Source organism: Kluyvera sp. STS39-E, assembly GCF_040932435.1.
In the GTDB taxonomy this organism is placed as follows: domain Bacteria; phylum Pseudomonadota; class Gammaproteobacteria; order Enterobacterales; family Enterobacteriaceae; genus Kluyvera.
The window spans coordinates 88,509-105,900 of the sequence record NZ_JBFQGA010000008.1; the positions used below are offsets into that span (position 1 = coordinate 88,509).

Sequence of the window (17,392 nt, forward strand, 5' to 3'; positions counted from 1 at the left end):
ATGCGTTTTAGTGGGATCAACTATCGCGGCTGGCGCTGGCTGGCTGCCGCGATAGTCATTGTTTGCGCCGGTATTGTGCTAGCGGATAGGCTTTGGCCGTTGCCGCTAAAAGATGTCACGCCTGCCCGGGTGGTGGTGGCGCAAGATGGCACGCCTTTATGGCGCTTTGCGGATGCCGAGGGCGTTTGGCGTTATCCGGTCACTATTGAAGAGGTCTCTCCGCGCTATCTTGAAGCCTTGATCCAGTATGAAGATCGCTGGTTTTGGGATCATCCCGGCGTGAATCCGTTTTCTATCGTCCGCGCCGGCTGGCAGGATTTGACCGCGGGGCGCGTGGTGTCGGGCGGCAGTACACTGACCATGCAGGTGGCGCGGCTTCTTGATCCCCATCCCCGCACTTTCGGCGGCAAAGTGCGCCAGCTTTGGCGCGCTTCTCAGTTGGAATGGCATCTCTCTAAACGCGATATTCTCACCCTCTATCTCAACCGTGCGCCGTTTGGCGGCACCCTGCAGGGCATTGGCGCAGCAAGCTGGGCCTATCTGGGTAAACCGCCGGCTCAGCTGAGTTACGCCGACGCTGCGCTATTAGCGGTGCTGCCACAGGCGCCAAGCCGACTGCGTCCGGATCGCTGGCCGCAACGCGCGCAGGTAGCGCGCAACAAGGTGCTCGACCGTATGCTGACTCAGCAGGTGTGGCCGGCAAACGTGGTTAGAGAAGCGAAAGAAGAGGCGGTGTGGCTGTTCCCCCGTCAGATGCCGCAGCTGGCACCGTTGTTTTCTCGACAGATGCTGGCACGCAGCGGGGATGAAAAAGTCACTACCACGCTCAATGCTGGACTTCAGCGTCAGTTGGAAGAGCTGGCGATGAATTGGAAATCGCGCCTGCCACCGCGCAGTTCGTTGGCCATCGTGGTGGTTGATAATCGTGATATGAGTGTTCGCGGCTGGGTGGGCTCGGCAGATATCACTGACGATAGCCGATTTGGTCATGTGGACATGGTCACCGCAGTCCGTTCGCCCGGTTCGGTGTTGAAACCATTTTTATATGGCATGGCGCTCGATAGCGCGCTGATACACCCAGCATCACTGCTGCAGGATGTGCCGCGTCGGGTCGGTGATTATCGCCCTGGCAACTTTGATAGCGGATTCCACGGTCCGGTGAGCATGAGCGAAGCACTGGTGCGATCGCTCAATCTTCCGGCGGTGCAGGTTTTAGATGCCTACGGGCCAAAACAGTTTGCCGCTCGTCTGCGTAACGCTGGGCTGCCGCTGATTTTGCCCGCTGGGGCGGAGCCGAATTTATCGTTGATTCTTGGCGGTTCAGGCGCACGTCTGGCGGATATTACCGCCGCATATAGCGCGCTTGCCCGCCACGGTAAAGTGGGCAAACTCAGGATGCTAGCAAGCGATCCGTTGGTTGAACGTCCGCTACTTTCTCCCGGTTCCGCTTGGATCATCCGCCGAATTTTGGCCGGTGAGGCACAGCCGCTGCCGGATGATTCTTTACCTCTGGTGGTGCCGCTAGCATGGAAAACCGGCACCAGTTACGGCTATCGCGATGCGTGGGCAATTGGCGTTAACGCCCGTTTTAGCATCGGCATTTGGACCGGGCGGCCAGACGGTACGCCGGTGGCCGGTCAGTTTGGTTTTGCCAGCGCGATACCGCTGCTCAATCAGGTCAATAACGTGCTGCTTTCTGGGGCCTCTCGGCGCCAGGAGGAGACCGATCCTCGCCCCGCGTCGGTCAGCCGGGCAGAGATTTGCTGGCCCGGCGGCCAGCCTTTAGCCGACGGCGACAGCAACTGTCGCCGTCGCCTGTCGACCTGGGTGCTGGATGATACTCTGCCGCCCACGCTACTTCTCCCGGAACAGGAGGGAATACGGGGAATCCGTTTTCCAATTTGGCTTGATGAAAGCGGAAAACGGGTTGCGGCAGATTGCCCGAATGCTCGGGAAGCAACAATTAACGTCTGGCCATTGCCACTGGAGCCGTGGCTTCCGGCCAGTGAGCGCCGAAGCGCGCGGCTACCGGTGGCTTCGGCGGTTTGCCCGCCTCGCCTTATGCATAACGCGGCACCGCTGATGCTCATCGGCGTGCGCGAAGGGGCGGTGGTGCGGCGCTTGCCAGGCGAGGCTGGCGTGAAGATGGTCCTACAGGCCAGCGGCGGTGAAGGGCATCGCTGGTGGTTCTTGAACGGTGAGCCGCAGGACGGCGCGGGGGATAGTTTGACGCTAATGTTGCATAACAGCGGAGCGTATCAGCTGGTGGTGATGGATGATATGGGGCAGAACGCGGTGGTAAACTTTACGCTGCAGTAGCCCCGTGCCGCCCGATGGCGCTGCGCTTATCGGGCCTACACGTAACGCGACCCGTAGGCCGGGCAAGCTAAGCGGTACCCGGCAAAAATGCGGGCGCCATAGCTGAATCGAATTTGTTAGCACATGTGTTGCTTAAAAGTATTTTATTTTAAAAAAATGTTACCTTCATCCATAGGCAACAGCGCAACGGGTCATTATAATCCGCGCCAGGTCATACATCCGTTCTACCTGTATGCACGACAACAGAACAAATTTTATTATTAGAGGTAATCATGGCAATTGAACGTACTTTTTCCATCATCAAGCCAAACGCGGTGGCAAAAAACGTTATTGGTAGCATCTTTGCTCGCTTTGAAGCAGCAGGGTTCAAAATCGTCGGCACCAAAATGCTGCACCTGACCGTTGAACAGGCTCGCGGTTTCTACGCAGAGCACGACGGCCGTCCATTCTTCGACGGTTTGGTTGAGTTCATGACCTCTGGCCCAATCGTGGTTTCCGTACTGGAAGGCGAAAACGCCGTTCAGCGTCATCGCGATCTGCTGGGTGCAACTAACCCAGACAACGCGCTGGCAGGCACCCTGCGCGCTGATTACGCCGACAGCTTCACCGAGAACGGTACCCACGGTTCTGACTCCGTTGAGTCTGCTGCCCGTGAAATCGCGTTCTTCTTCGCTGAAGGCGAAGTGTGCGCCCGTACGCGCTAATAATTTCGTAAATGCCACGTGCAAACGTGGCATCCCTGCGCCAGACTTTGTACAATGCAACGCCCCGGATGAGCGGACCGCTTTCCGGGGCGTTTCTTTTCAACCCTCCACGGGCCATAACGTGTAACAACGAGGCCGGAAAAAATTATGTCTGAATTAGTGAATACCTCCGAAGTCGTCATTCCTGCGGTTCCAAATAAAAATGGAAAAATCAACCTGCTGGATCTGAACCGTCAGCAAATGCGCGAGTTCTTCAAAGATATGGGTGAGAAACCGTTTCGTGCCGACCAGGTTATGAAATGGATGTACCACTATTGCAGCAACGACTTTGATGACATGACTGACATCAACAAAGTGCTGCGCAATAAGCTTAAACAAGTTGCCGAAATCCGCGCTCCAGAAGTAGTGGAAGAGCAGCGTTCCTCCGATGGCACCATCAAATGGGCGATTGCCGTAGGCGATCAGCGCGTTGAAACCGTTTATATTCCGGAAGACGATCGCGCCACCCTGTGCGTCTCTTCACAGGTCGGTTGTGCGTTAGAGTGTAAATTCTGTTCTACGGCACAGCAGGGCTTTAACCGTAACCTGCGCGTTTCTGAAATCATCGGTCAGGTATGGCGTGCGGCAAAAATTGTCGGCGCAGTGAAAGCGACGGGCGTACGTCCTATCACCAACGTGGTGATGATGGGCATGGGTGAACCTTTGCTGAACCTCACCAATGTGGTTCCAGCGATGGAAATCATGCTGGATGACTTTGGTTTTGGCCTGTCCAAACGTCGTGTAACCCTGTCGACTTCCGGCGTGGTTCCTGCACTGGATAAGCTGGGCGATATGATTGACGTTGCGCTGGCAATCTCTCTGCACGCGCCAAACGACACCATTCGTGACGAAATCGTACCGATTAACAAGAAATACAATATCGAGACCTTCCTAGAGTCGGTGCGTGGCTACATTTCGAAGTCTAATGCCAACCAAGGTCGCGTCACTATCGAATACGTCATGCTGGATCACGTCAACGACGGCACCGAGCATGCGCATGAATTGGCCGAACTGCTGAAAGATACGCCGTGCAAGATCAACCTGATCCCATGGAACCCGTTCCCGGGCGCGCCGTATGGCCGTAGTTCCAACAGTCGTATCGATCGCTTCAGCAAAGTGTTGATGGGCTATGGTTTCACCACCATCGTTCGTAAAACGCGCGGTGACGATATTGATGCCGCCTGCGGCCAGTTGGCTGGGGATGTGATTGACCGCACCAAGCGTACAATGCGTAAGCGTATGCAGGGCGAATCTATCTCGGTCAAAGAGCTGTAATGCGGTATCGTGTGCGTCAGGATTGGCGCACACAAAGCTAAGTGCTTAAGGATTAGGCGAAACGTACTGATCTGGTTAATAATTACGGTGCGTTTCCTCAAGTATTGAGGCAGTATGTAGCCTTGCATTCACAGCGGAAATAGGGCCTTTGACGCTGTTTTGCCATCGGGTAAGCGCTGACGGTCTGTCTGCCTTATCATGATACGACCGGTTATCTCGCGGTGTGAACGCAGTTTGCACCAGAATCTTAAATTCACGAATCAGCAGCTGTAGCGAATGAATACTGAAACCAACCACGATCAAACAGAAGCACAAACTACGGGTGTCCGTTTGCGTAATGCCCGTGAACAACTCGGACTCAGTCAGCAAGCCGTTGCAGAACGCTTGTGCCTGAAGGTTTCCACCGTTCGTGATATTGAAGAAGATAAGGCACCGGCTGAACTTGCTTCAACATTCTTGCGTGGTTATATCCGTTCCTATGCTCGCCTCGTGCATATTCCTGAAGAAGAACTGCTGCCGATGATGGAAAAGCAGGCACCGATCAGGGCGGCGAAAGTCGCGCCGATGCAGACCTTCTCTTTAGGCAAACGCCGTAAAAAACGCGATGGCTGGCTGATGAGCTTTACTTGGCTCGTGCTGTTCGTGGTTATCGGTTTAACCGTTGCCTGGTGGTGGCAAAACCATAAAGCCCAGCAGGAAGAGATCACCACCATGGCCGATCAATCCTCCGTTGAGCTGAAGGCCAGCGGCAGCGACTCACAGAATATTCCGCTGAATACAGACGCTGCCTCTACTCCGGCGATGACTGATACGACTGCAACCACCGACTCCAACGCGACAACGCCGGTGGAAACCGCACCGGTGGCTACCGCTGCACCAACGGACACCGCGCAGAATAATGCCATAGTGGCGCCGTCTCAGGCGAACGTTGACGCAACGGCCGCACCAGCGACCACTGCACCGGCAACAGCGCTGCCTACCGACCCTGCACAGGCCGCGGCTCCCGTCGCCGACGCTAACGCGTTGGTGATGAACTTCTCCGCCGACTGCTGGCTGGAAGTGACCGATGCGACCGGTAAAAAACTGTTCAGCGGCCTGCAGCGTAAAGGTGGTAATCTGAATCTCGCAGGCCAAGCGCCATATAAATTGAAAATTGGTGCACCGGCTGCAGTACAGATCGAATTCCAGGGTAAACCTGTCGATCTGAGTCGTTTTATCAGAACTAACCAGGTTGCGCGCCTGACGGTGAATGCTGAACAATCACCGGCACAATAACAGACGCGTAATGCGGGAGATTTTTCATGCACAATCAGGCTCCTATTCAACGTAGAAAATCCACACGCATTTACGTTGGTAACGTGCCGATCGGCGATGGGGCTCCTATCGCCGTCCAGTCGATGACCAATACGCGTACGACGGATGTCGAAGCGACGGTCAATCAGATCAAAGCGTTAGAGCGCGTTGGTGCGGATATCGTACGTGTATCCGTTCCAACAATGGATGCTGCAGAAGCGTTCAAACTTATCAAACAGCAGGTGAATGTCCCGCTGGTCGCAGATATCCATTTTGACTATCGTATCGCGCTGAAAGTGGCGGAGTACGGTGTCGATTGTCTGCGTATCAACCCAGGCAACATCGGTAGCGAAGAGCGTATTCGCATGGTGGTTGACTGCGCGCGCGACAAAAACATTCCTATCCGTATCGGCGTTAATGCCGGGTCGCTGGAAAAAGATCTTCAGGAAAAGTACGGTGAACCTACACCGCAGGCGCTGCTGGAATCAGCAATGCGTCACGTGGATCACCTCGAGCGTCTGAACTTCGATCAGTTTAAAGTCAGCGTTAAGGCGTCCGATGTTTTCCTCGCGGTAGAATCGTATCGTCTTTTGGCGCGCCAAATCGATCAACCACTGCATCTCGGGATCACCGAGGCGGGCGGCGCACGTGCTGGTTCGGTAAAATCAGCCATCGGTCTTGGATTGCTGCTTTCCGAAGGGATTGGTGACACGCTGCGTATTTCGCTGGCGGCCGATCCGGTTGAAGAAATTAAAGTCGGTTTCGACATTCTGAAATCGCTACGCATTCGCTCACGTGGCATCAACTTCATCGCTTGCCCAACCTGTTCGCGTCAGGAATTTGATGTCATCGGTACGGTCAATGCGCTGGAGCAGCGTCTGGAAGACATTATCACCCCGATGGATGTTTCCATCATCGGCTGCGTGGTGAACGGTCCTGGCGAAGCGCTGGTATCGACGCTCGGTGTCACCGGCGGCAATAAGAAAAGCGGCCTGTATGAAGACGGCGTGCGTAAAGACCGCTTGGACAATAACGATATGATTAGCCAGCTTGAAGCGCGCATTCGTGCGAAAGCGACCATTCTGGATGAAGCTAATCGTATTGATGTTCAGCAGATTGAAAAATAACGAGATGGGAAGCGGCCTGCTTCCCGTGTATGATTGAACCCGCTGGCACCGTGGTGTCGAGGGTTCATTTTTATATATAAAGAGAATTAACGTGGCAAAAAACATTCAAGCCATTCGCGGCATGAACGATTATCTGCCTGGCGACACCGCCATCTGGCAGCGCATTGAAGGCACACTCAAGCAGGTGCTCGGCAGCTACGGTTATAGCGAAATCCGTTTGCCGATTGTAGAGCAGACCCCGTTATTCAAACGCGCTATCGGTGAAGTCACCGACGTGGTTGAAAAAGAGATGTATACCTTTGAAGACCGCAACGGCGATAGCCTGACGCTGCGTCCGGAAGGTACTGCGGGCTGTGTACGCGCCGGCATCGAGCATGGTCTTCTGTACAATCAGGAGCAGCGTCTGTGGTACATCGGGCCGATGTTCCGCCACGAACGTCCGCAGAAAGGACGCTACCGCCAGTTCCATCAGTTGGGTTGCGAAGTGTTTGGCCTGCAGGGGCCGGATATCGACGCCGAGCTGATTATGTTGTCCGCCCGTTGGTGGCGTGCGCTGGGTATTTCTGAACACGTAAGTCTGGAGTTGAACTCCATCGGTTCTCTGGAAGCCCGTGCTAACTACCGCGATGCGCTGGTGGCGTTCCTCGAACAGCACGTTGAAGTGCTGGACGAAGACTGCAAGCGTCGCATGTATAGCAACCCATTGCGCGTACTGGATTCCAAAAACCAAGACGTTCAGGCGTTGTTGAACGACGCACCTAAACTGGGTGAATACTTGGACGAAGAGTCCCGCGAGCACTTTGCTGGCCTGTGCGCGCAGCTGGATGCCGCAGGCATCGCCTATACCGTTAACCAGCGTCTGGTTCGCGGCCTCGATTACTACAACCGTACCGTTTTCGAATGGGTGACTAACAGCCTCGGCTCGCAGGGTACCGTTTGTGCGGGCGGTCGTTATGATGGTTTGGTTGAACAGCTCGGCGGTCGTGCGACTCCGGCGGTCGGCTTTGCCATGGGGCTGGAACGTCTTGTTTTGTTAGTTCAGGCAGTTAATCCGGAATTTATTGCCGCACCTGTTGTCGATATATACCTGGTCGCTTCAGGCACCGATACTCAGTCAGCTGCAATGCGTCTGGCCGAGCAGGTTCGTGATGCGTTACCAGACGTGAAGCTGATGACCAACCACGGCGGCGGCAACTTTAAGAAACAGTTTGCACGTGCTGATAAATGGGGCGCTCGCGTCGCTCTGGTGTTGGGTGAATCTGAGGTTGAGCAAGCCACCGTGGTCGTGAAAGATTTGCGCTCCGGTGAGCAGACAACCGTAACGCAGGAAGGCGTTGCCGCGCATTTGCGCACTATTCTGGGTTGATCTCCAGAACATCATTATCAGGAGAAGGGCTGCGTGGAAATTTACAATAACGAAAATGACCAGGTTGATGCGATCAAACGCTTCTTTGCTGAAAATGGCAAAGCGCTGGTCGTTGGGGTGATTTTGGGGATCGGGGCGCTGGTTGGCTGGCGCTACTGGAATTCTCATCAGGTAGACTCGGCCAGGGAATCATCCATGGCTTATGAAAATGCCGTTTCTTCTCTGGCCTCAGGGAAACCAGAAGCATTGGCCTCCGCGCAGAAGTTTGCCGCTGAGACTAAAAACACCTACGGTGCATTTGCTTCTCTGGAACTGGCGCAGGCTTTTGTTGATAAAAACGATCTGGCTCAGGCGGAAAAACAGCTGCAGCAGGGGCTAGCCGCTGCATCTGATGAGAACCTGAAGTCCGTCATTAATCTACGCCTGGCACGTGTTCAACTGCAGATGAAGCAGGCTGACGTGGCGCTGAAAACGCTGGAAGGCGTAAAAGGTGAAGGTTGGACGGCGATTGTTGCTGATTTACGCGGAGAAATCCTGCTTAGTAAAGGTGACAAACAGGGTGCTCGTACGGCGTGGGAAGCTGGCGCTAAGAGCGATGTTTCGCCAGCGCTGAGCGAAATGATGCGCATGAAAATTAATAATTTGTCCGTTTGAGAGGGACCCGATGCAATTGCGTAAATTACTTTTGCCAGGACTGCTTTCTGTCACTCTGTTGAGTGGTTGTTCGTTATTCAGTGGCGAAGAAGATGTGGTTAAAATGTCTCCTCTGCCAACCGTAGAAAATCAGTTCACGCCTTCTACCGCGTGGAATGTTTCCGTCGGTGGCGGTATCGGTGACTTCTACTCGAACCTGCATCCTGCTTATGCCGACAGCGTCGTCTATGCAGCCGATCGTAAAGGCACCGTGAAAGCGGTCAACGCTGACGATGGCAAAGAAGTATGGTCCGTGAACCTGGCGGAAAAAGACGGTTGGTTCAGCCGTAAACCGGCACTGCTGTCAGGCGGCCTGACCGTCGCGGGCGGTCACGTTTATGTCGGCAGTGAAAAAGCACAGGTTTATGCGCTGGATGCCGGTGACGGTTCTATCGTCTGGCAGACAACTGCTGCTGGCGAAGTGCTGTCTCGTCCAACCGCAAGCGATGGTCTGGTTCTGGTACATACCAGCAACGGCCAGCTGCAGGCATTGGATGAAAACAGCGGCGTCGTGAAATGGACGGTGAACTTGGATATGCCTGCGCTTTCCTTGCGCGGTGAATCTGCACCTGCCGTTGCCTTTGGCGCAGCCATTGTGGGCGGCGATAACGGTCGTGTTAGCGCGGTATTGATGCAGCAGGGCCAGCTTATCTGGCAGCAGCGTATTTCCCAGGCGACCGGCACCACCGAAATTGACCGTCTGAGTGATGTTGATACCACGCCGGTTATCGTGAATGGCGTTGTTTACGCATTAGCCTACAATGGTAACCTGACCGCGTTGGATCTACGCAGCGGTCAGATTCTGTGGAAACGCGAGCTGGGTTCGGTGAATGATTTCATCGTTGACGGCAACCGTATCTACATTGCTGATCAGAACGACCGCATTCTGGCGTTGACCACCGACGGTGGCGTAACGCTGTGGACGCAAAGCGATCTGCTGCACCGTCTGCTGACGGCCCCGGCGCTGTATAACGGTAGCCTTGTGGTGGGCGATAGCGAAGGCTACATGCACTGGATCAATCCAGAAGATGGGCGCTTTGTTGCTCAGCAGAAAGTTGACAGCTCTGGCTTCCTGACGGAACCGGTTGTTGCTGATGGTAAACTGCTGATTCAGGCGAAAGACGGTACGGTTTACGCGATTACGCGTTAACGTCTGTAGTTTTTCAGCGATGGACGGCTCCTGTTTAGTCAGGGGCCGTTTGCTATTTGTATTAGCACCAATTTTTTGCCCGCTGGCGGCGTTTATCGGACCTACAATATCTCTGTAGGCTGGGATAAATGAAGTGCCACCCGGCAAAGCAAATTGTCACAAATTTTGAGTATATGAGGCTTTAACATGGTTCCTGTGGTCGCGCTTGTCGGGCGCCCTAATGTCGGAAAATCCACGCTCTTTAACCGCCTGACGCGCACTCGTGACGCGCTGGTTGCGGATTTCCCGGGTCTGACTCGTGACCGTAAATACGGTCGTGCTGAAGTTGAAGGGCGTGAGTTTATCTGTATCGATACCGGCGGTATCGATGGTACGGAAGAAGGCGTGGAAACGCGCATGGCGGAACAGTCGCTGCTGGCGATTGAAGAAGCTGACGTCGTACTGTTTATGGTTGATGCACGTGCGGGGCTGATGCCGGCGGACGAAGGTATCGCCAAGCATCTGCGTTCGCGTGAAAAGCCAACCTTCCTGGTGGCGAACAAAACGGACGGGATTGACCCTGATCAGGCAGTGGCTGACTTCTGGTCACTGGGCCTCGGTGAGATCCACGCCATTGCGGCCTCTCACGGGCGCGGCGTGACCACGCTGCTGGAGACCGTTCTGCTGCCGTTCGTTGACGATGTCAACCCACCGGAAGAAGTGGACGAAGACGCCGAGTACTGGGCGAAATTTGAAGCCGAGCAGAACGGCGGTGAAGTTGAAGAGCCAGAAGATGACTTCAACCCGCAGGATCTGCCGATCAAAATCGCTATCGTAGGTCGCCCTAATGTCGGTAAGTCAACGCTGACTAACCGTATCCTCGGCGAAGACCGTGTGGTGGTTTACGATATGCCGGGTACGACCCGTGACAGTATCTACATCCCGATGGAACGCGATGAGCGTGAATACGTTCTTATCGACACCGCGGGTGTACGTAAACGCGGCAAAATTACGGAAACAGTCGAAAAATTCTCGGTTATCAAAACGCTGCAAGCCATTGAAGATGCTAACGTCTGCCTGCTGGTTATTGATGCCCGTGAAGGTATCTCCGACCAAGACCTGTCACTGTTGGGCTTTATCCTCAATAGTGGGCGCTCACTTGTTATTGTCGTCAACAAGTGGGACGGCCTGAGCATGGAAGTGAAAGAGCAGGTGAAAGAGACCCTGGATTACCGTCTGGGCTTTATCGACTTTGCGCGCGTGCACTTTATCTCTGCTCTGCACGGTAGCGGCGTAGGTAACCTGTTCGAATCTATTCGTGAAGCATATGACAGCTCGACCCGTCGCGTAGGCACGGCGATGCTGACTCGTATCATGACGATGGCGTCAGAAGATCACCAGCCGCCTCTGGTTCGTGGTCGTCGCGTGAAACTGAAATATGCCCACGCCGGTGGTTATAATCCACCAATTGTGGTTATCCATGGCAACCAGGTGAAAGACCTGCCGGATTCCTACAAGCGCTATCTGATGAACTACTTCCGTAAGTCTCTGGACGTCATGGGCACGCCTATCCGTATCCAGTTCAAGGAAGGGGAGAACCCGTATGCGAACAAACGCAATACGTTGACGCCAACTCAGATGCGTAAGCGCCAGCGCTTGATGAAACACATCAAGAAGAGCAAGTAATAGGCCGTAGGTCTAGCGCTGAACAAGAAGCCCGCTATGCGGGCTTTTTTATTGGCAAATGGGGCATAATCAGCAATCTAAATCCTAACGGAGCAGAACATGAGAACGCAGAAACGATGCTTGGGGCATATCGCCATTGTGGTTGATGATTACGACCGCGCCATTGCGTATTACACCGACAAACTAGGCTTTACCCTCGTGGAAGATACGCCGCAGCCGGGGAAGCGCTGGGTGGTGGTAACGCCAAATCCGGATAGCGACTGCCGTCTTTTGCTGGCCCGCGCGTCAAATGACCGACAAACGGATTTTATTGGTAACCAGTGCGGCGGTAGGGTGTTTTTATTCCTGCAAACCGATGACTTCTGGCGCGATTACGGCGAGATGAAATCAAAAGGCGTCCATTTCTGCGAAGAACCGCGTGAGGAGGAATATGGCACCGTTGTCGTTTTTGAGGATCTCTACGGTAACCGCTGGGATCTCTATCAGAATGCGTAACGTGGTCAGGCATTTTTCCACGCTGCATAACGCGGCCTCTCGCATAGCTGAAATTTATCGTCCAGACTTATACCAAAGACATGGTCTGTACGGGCATTGTGCTTTACACTGCGCGCTGCAAAAACTGAGTAGATTAACGATTAAGTAGGCGGTAACGGCGATGAACGGAACGATCACAACCTGGTTTGAAGATAAAGGTTTTGGATTTATCAAAGATGAAAACGGTGATAACCGCTATTTTCATGTGATTAAGGTTGCCAACCCTGAATTGATTAAAAAAGATGCACTGGTCACTTTCGAACCGACGACCAACAATAAAGGTCTGTCGGCATATGCGGTGAAAGTGATACCGGAAAGCAAATATATCTATATCGCGGGCGAGCGTCTTAAACTCACGGCGATTAAATCGTATCTGGTTTACAGCGAAGAAGTCCCTGCGGATACCCGAATCGATAAAGAAAACGCAGTGCTGTCCGTTGGGGCGCTGATGAGCAGCATCCGACCAAAATCGGCGGCAAAGCCGGGCGAAATGCGCTCGCTGAAAAAGTTGGCGATTACCACCTTCCAAGGCGCAACGTTAATCTTCACGGAAGATGAAATCGATATTGATGCCACGATAAAAATGCTGAAGGTCTGAAATCATTCGGACCGATCCGGTGCCGGCTCTTTTGTTGATGGTGGCACCGTTGTCGGCAATTGACGTAGATATGAATCAGGGGAGAAATTTATGAGTCATGTAGCACCTATCAAATATTATGATATCGCCGACGAGTACGCGACGGAATGCGCGAAACCGGTGAACGATTCAGAACGCGATGCGTTAGCGCACTATTTCGAACTGCTGCTGACCCGTTTAATGAACAACGAAGAAATCAGTGAAGAAGCGCAGCAAGAGATGGCCCGTGAAGCGGGCATCGAAGAACAGCGTATCGATGAGATTGCGAACTTCCTAAATCAATGGGGCAACGAATAACGTTATCCCTCGCGTTTTTACCCAAAAGCCCCTGCGGCCTTTTGTACGTCGCCGGGCTTCTTATCTGCCTACCACAGCCGCGTTATCCCGATAGCACCATCGCCAATGCAAACGCACGTTGACTTCGCTACACCTAACGCAGGATAGTTATCCTTTTGCCGCGAAGTGCCCCAGATGACGGGGACGACTATAAAATCTCGCTGAAATTTAAGAGGTAATTTATGGGTCACCGCTCCACCTCCGATTTTAACATCAGCACGCAAATCACCCAGCTAGGCCGGGATGTATCAAAGCAGTCGGGGTTTGTGAACGCCCCGGTTTATCGTGGTTCGACGGTCATTTTCCCAACGGTTGACGATCTCGAGCACAATCGCGCCGAATTTAATTACGGCACCATGGGCACGCCGACCATTGCCAGCCTAGAAAATGCTTGGAGCGCCTTAGCAGGGGCCGCAGGAACGGTGCTTTCACCATCCGGGCTCGGGGCGATAGCACTTTCGCTGCTGACGACGCTTAAATCCGGCGATCACCTGCTGATGCCGGATAGCGTCTACCGGCCAACGCGTAATTTTTGTGCTGGTATGCTGGCGAAAATGGGGATTGAGACCACCTACTACGATCCGCGTATTGGCGCGGGAATTGAGTCACTATTCCGGCCCAATACCACCACGCTGTTTCTTGAGTCTCCGGGTTCGCAAAGCTTTGAGATTCAGGATGTCCCAGCGATGACCCGGGTGGCTAAAGCACATGCGGTGACCACGATTATTGATAACACTTGGGCGACCCCTATTTTCTTCCGCGCCCATGAACACGGCTGCGATCTTTCGCTTGAAGCTGGCACTAAATATCTTGGCGGTCATTCTGATCTGCTCATGGGGCTGGTATCGGCCAATGAAGCGTGGTGGCCCGCGCTACGAAAAACCTATGATCTCATGGCGATGCTACCGGGGGCTGAAGACTGCTTTCTCGCGCTGCGCGGTCTGCGAACCCTGCATATCAGACTCAAAGAGGCAGAAAAACGCGGTCTAGAAATAGCTCACTGGCTGAAGTCGCGCCCGGAGGTGCTGAAAGTTCTGCATCCCGCGCTGCCGGAGTGTCCAGGGCATGAGATTTGGAAGCGTGATTTTAGCGGTTCTTCTGGGCTGTTCTCGTTTGTGCTTAAGCCGGAGTTCACCAAAGCGGGGGTCGCGAAGATGCTTGATAATATGGGCATCTTTGGCATGGGGTATTCATGGGGCGGCTTCGAAAGCCTGATTATCCCGTTTAACTGCGCCGACTACCGCACGGCAACGAACTGGCAGCCTGGTGGACTAACGCTGCGTGTGCAAATCGGTCTGGAAGATTTAGATGATCTGAAAGCTGACCTGGCTCAGGGATTTGACCGACTGCGTTCGCTGTTGTGATGCAATAGGCCATCGTGCGCAAGACGGCGCGATGGCGCGTAACGCATAATAATCTGTGATACCACTTTTTAATTGTGAGTCAGAGATTATGAATATTGGTTTTGTTGGGCTGGGCGCCGTGGTTGAAACGGCTTGGCTTCCCGCGCTACAGCGGCTGTCCTTACCGGTATCCGGCCTATGGGGCTATGACCTGAATCGGGATCGTATGCTGCCCGGGGTGACCCGCTGTGAATCACTCGCCGCGCTGCTGGCGCAGCCCATCGATACGCTATGTATTACCACGGCATCTCTTCAGCATTTGTCGGTGTTGGAAGCTGTGCTGGCTTCCTCAATACCGCGTATCGTCGTGGAAAAACCTATCGTTGCCACAACAGCCCAAATTAGCCGCCTGCGTGAACTTCTCTCGCTGCCTGAAAATGCGCGACGCGTGCTGGCGCTGGACCACTGGATGGCGCGAGATGGCGCACGATGCCTTGCACAGGGCAACATGGATGCTCGCTGGCGGGCAGAAAATCAGGTGCAACTGGCTACACCGCCGGTCGCGAGTTTTGACGATATTGTCGGCATTGATGGCTTCTTGTTAGAACCGAGCGGATTTAACGCCGCGGGTGAACCGATGGCCCTCAATTTTGCTACCGGTGAACCCGATACCCGGCAGCTACGTCATCCGGACGGCGTGATCCTTGATGTCGGCACCCATGTATTGGCGATGATGCGTGAAACGGTGCGTTATCTTGGCGGTAGCGATGAGCTTAGCCTTTGCGTGCGGCAGGCAAAAGATCGCTTGGGAAGGTCTATCGTCACCGGCGATGTGCAAACGGCAGAAGGTGAGGCGCACCTACAGGGAACGCTTGCTGGGCTGCCGGTTAATCTGTGGCTCAATAAATATGCCGGGCCGGGCGTCGAGCGCAAGGGGATACGCATCTTTCTGCGTGATGGACGGATCATAAGCCAGAGTCGCTTCTCCGGCGGCGAACGGGTTGAGTTGCTCACCGGTGATAGCACCGTCAGTTGGACGCGAGAGGGCGCGATTTACGCCCATTGTCTCGGTGAACATATCTTTGGTGCGCAGAGCCTTTTTGCCCGTGCGCCGGACGAGGTGGCGAAACTGACCCAGCGGCGAATGGCAGAAGTTGAGCTGCTATTACAGCTTCAACAACAGCTGCGCGGCGCACACTGAGGTGTGAGGCGTGGTAAAATATCGGCACCAAAACTGAAGGTAAGGAGTCGCTATGGAATTCATCTGCCCAACTTGTCAGGCGTCGCTGGAAGTGCAGGGAAATCACGCTCGTTGTGAGAGCTGCGAGAAAGAATTCACTCTTGAAGCGCGCTGTCCGGAGTGCCACAAACCGCTGGAAGTATTAAAGGCCTGTGGCGCGGTAGATTATCTGTGCCAAAACGGACACGGGCTGGTGTCGAAAAAACGGGTGGAATGGGTGCCGGTCGGTGAATAATCACGACCGGAAGTAACGGCTTGGTTTTTTATTGCAAAATTAGGCCGTTTTTTTCCGCGCGCGGGTTTTCTTTTCAGCCGTTATGGTTTTGATTTCACTCTCCACCCAGCCATCCGCTAGGCGGGTTGTTAATAGCTCACCCGCTTTCACCTGTTTCGTCTGTTTCAGCACTTTGCCATCGCTGGCGGTGGTGACGCTGTAGCCGCGCGCCAATGTCGCCAATGGACTGACGGCCTCCAGATGCGTAACGGCCATACCGAAACGTTCGCGCTGTTCACTAAGGCGGGTGCGGATATTTTCCGTCAGACGATATTCCAACTGCTGAATGCGCGACTGCCCACGATGAATACGCGGCTGTGGATTTTGTTGATTCAGCCGCTGTAGCACACGCTGCTGGCGCTGGTTGGCCTGCTTGATTTGGTTTTCCAGCGCAAAGCTCATGCGTTGACGTAAGCGCTCTAGCGTCGTTTGCTGGCGCGCCAGACGTAGCTGAGGATGCTGTTGTTGGAGACGGTGGAACATTTGCGTGAAACGGCGGCTGCGGTTGGCGAGATAGTAATCCATCGCCATACCCAAGCGTTGCTGTACGGATTGGATCTGGCGCAACAGTTCTTGCTGGTTACGGCTGACAATTTCTGCGGCGGCAGACGGCGTCGGTGCGCGTAGGTCGCCAACAAAATCAGCAATAGTCACGTCGGTTTCATGACCGACGGCGCTGACGACGGGAATGCGGCTGGCAAAAATGGCTCGCGCCACGCGTTCGTCGTTGAAGCTCCAAAGATCTTCTAGTGAACCGCCGCCGCGCCCGACTATCAGCACATCACATTCATTGCGGGCGTTTGCCAATTCAATGGCGCGAACGATCTGGCCCGGCGCATCATCGCCCTGAACAGCGGTAGGGTAAATCACTACCGGCAAAGAAGGATCGCGGCGTTTGAGTACGTGGAGAATATCGTGCAGCGCGGCCCCGGTTTTCGAGGTGATGATCCCAATGCAGTGGGCTGGGGAAGGAAGCGGTTGTTTAAACTGTTGATCGAAAAGCCCTTCAGCCTGCAGCTTAGCTTTTAGCAGTTCATATTTTTGCTGTAGCAGGCCTTCGCCCGCCGGCTGCATGCTCTCGACAATAATCTGGTAGTCGCCGCGCGGCTCATACAGCGTAATGTTGGCGCGTACCAGCACTTGCTGCCCATGCTGCGGCCGGAACGTGACGCGGCGGTTGCTGTTGCGGAACATCGCGCAGCGCACCTGGGCGTTATCGTCTTTTAAGGTGAAATACCAATGGCCGGAGGAGGGCTGGGTAAAGTTGGAAATCTCGCCGCTTATCCACACTTGCCCCATCTCTTGCTCGAGCAGCAGACGTACCGTCTGATTCAGGCGGCTAACGGTAAAAATTGAGGGGCTTTTTGAGGGTAACATGTGAGCGAGATCAAATTCTA

General features: G+C 54.2%; 16 protein-coding genes. 15 read left to right on the plus strand and 1 reads right to left on the minus strand.

Going from position 1 to position 17,392, the window contains the following annotated elements; genetic code table 11:
* The 15 genes from pbpC (at position 1) to AB4K05_RS18290 (ending at position 15,956) form a co-directional block, all read left to right on the plus strand.
* Positions 1-2,319, plus strand: a complete 2,319-nt coding sequence (pbpC, locus tag AB4K05_RS18220; protein ID WP_368481343.1) for a peptidoglycan glycosyltransferase PbpC — start codon at positions 1-3, stop codon at positions 2,317-2,319.
* 272 nt (positions 2,320-2,591) lie between these two features.
* Positions 2,592-3,023 (plus strand): nucleoside-diphosphate kinase, encoded by a 432-nt coding sequence (gene ndk / locus AB4K05_RS18225; RefSeq protein ID WP_368481344.1) that lies wholly within the window; start codon positions 2,592-2,594, stop codon positions 3,021-3,023.
* Positions 3,024-3,170: 147 nt separating this feature from the next.
* Entirely contained in the window at positions 3,171-4,337 is a 1,167-nt protein-coding gene (locus AB4K05_RS18230; RefSeq protein WP_368481345.1) for a bifunctional tRNA (adenosine(37)-C2)-methyltransferase TrmG/ribosomal RNA large subunit methyltransferase RlmN, read from the plus strand.
* 276 nt (positions 4,338-4,613) lie between these two features.
* A complete protein-coding gene (gene rodZ / locus AB4K05_RS18235; RefSeq protein WP_368481346.1) occupies positions 4,614-5,612 on the plus strand; it encodes a cytoskeleton protein RodZ in 999 nt (332 codons plus the stop codon).
* Positions 5,613-5,638: 26 nt separating this feature from the next.
* Complete coding sequence (gene ispG, locus AB4K05_RS18240) at positions 5,639-6,757, plus strand: flavodoxin-dependent (E)-4-hydroxy-3-methylbut-2-enyl-diphosphate synthase (protein ID WP_368481347.1); 1,119 nt, start codon at positions 5,639-5,641, stop codon at positions 6,755-6,757.
* A 91-nt stretch (positions 6,758-6,848) separates the two neighbouring features.
* Entirely contained in the window at positions 6,849-8,123 is a 1,275-nt protein-coding gene (gene hisS / locus AB4K05_RS18245) for a histidine--tRNA ligase (RefSeq protein ID WP_368481348.1), read from the plus strand.
* 33 nt (positions 8,124-8,156) lie between these two features.
* Entirely contained in the window at positions 8,157-8,777 is a 621-nt protein-coding gene (locus AB4K05_RS18250) for a YfgM family protein (protein WP_368481349.1), read from the plus strand.
* A 10-nt stretch (positions 8,778-8,787) separates the two neighbouring features.
* On the plus strand, positions 8,788-9,966 hold the full coding sequence (bamB, locus tag AB4K05_RS18255) for an outer membrane protein assembly factor BamB (protein WP_368481350.1): 1,179 nt from the start codon (positions 8,788-8,790) through the stop codon (positions 9,964-9,966).
* Between the two features lie 186 nt (positions 9,967-10,152).
* On the plus strand, positions 10,153-11,631 hold the full coding sequence (der, locus tag AB4K05_RS18260; RefSeq protein WP_368481351.1) for a ribosome biogenesis GTPase Der: 1,479 nt from the start codon (positions 10,153-10,155) through the stop codon (positions 11,629-11,631).
* Positions 11,632-11,730: 99 nt separating this feature from the next.
* The gene (locus AB4K05_RS18265) at positions 11,731-12,126 is read left to right on the plus strand and encodes a VOC family protein (protein WP_368481352.1); all 396 of its coding nucleotides are present in this window, start codon (positions 11,731-11,733) and stop codon (positions 12,124-12,126) included.
* 160 nt (positions 12,127-12,286) lie between these two features.
* Positions 12,287-12,763, plus strand: coding sequence for a cold-shock protein (locus tag AB4K05_RS18270; RefSeq protein ID WP_368481353.1), 477 nt, complete (start codon positions 12,287-12,289; stop codon positions 12,761-12,763).
* 90 nt (positions 12,764-12,853) lie between these two features.
* Positions 12,854-13,099 (plus strand): YmjA family protein, encoded by a 246-nt coding sequence (locus tag AB4K05_RS18275; protein ID WP_368481354.1) that lies wholly within the window; start codon positions 12,854-12,856, stop codon positions 13,097-13,099.
* 221 nt (positions 13,100-13,320) lie between these two features.
* On the plus strand, positions 13,321-14,502 hold the full coding sequence (gene metC, locus AB4K05_RS18280) for a cystathionine beta-lyase (protein ID WP_368481355.1): 1,182 nt from the start codon (positions 13,321-13,323) through the stop codon (positions 14,500-14,502).
* Positions 14,503-14,590: 88 nt separating this feature from the next.
* The gene (locus tag AB4K05_RS18285; protein ID WP_368481356.1) at positions 14,591-15,682 is read left to right on the plus strand and encodes a Gfo/Idh/MocA family oxidoreductase; all 1,092 of its coding nucleotides are present in this window, start codon (positions 14,591-14,593) and stop codon (positions 15,680-15,682) included.
* 52 nt (positions 15,683-15,734) lie between these two features.
* The gene (locus AB4K05_RS18290) at positions 15,735-15,956 is read left to right on the plus strand and encodes a zinc ribbon domain-containing protein (protein ID WP_368481357.1); all 222 of its coding nucleotides are present in this window, start codon (positions 15,735-15,737) and stop codon (positions 15,954-15,956) included.
* 39 nt (positions 15,957-15,995) lie between these two features.
* Here AB4K05_RS18290 and xseA read toward each other — a convergent pair whose 3' ends face one another.
* Positions 15,996-17,372 (minus strand): exodeoxyribonuclease VII large subunit, encoded by a 1,377-nt coding sequence (gene xseA / locus AB4K05_RS18295; RefSeq protein ID WP_368481358.1) that lies wholly within the window; start codon positions 17,370-17,372, stop codon positions 15,996-15,998.
* Positions 17,373-17,392 lie beyond the last annotated feature (20 nt).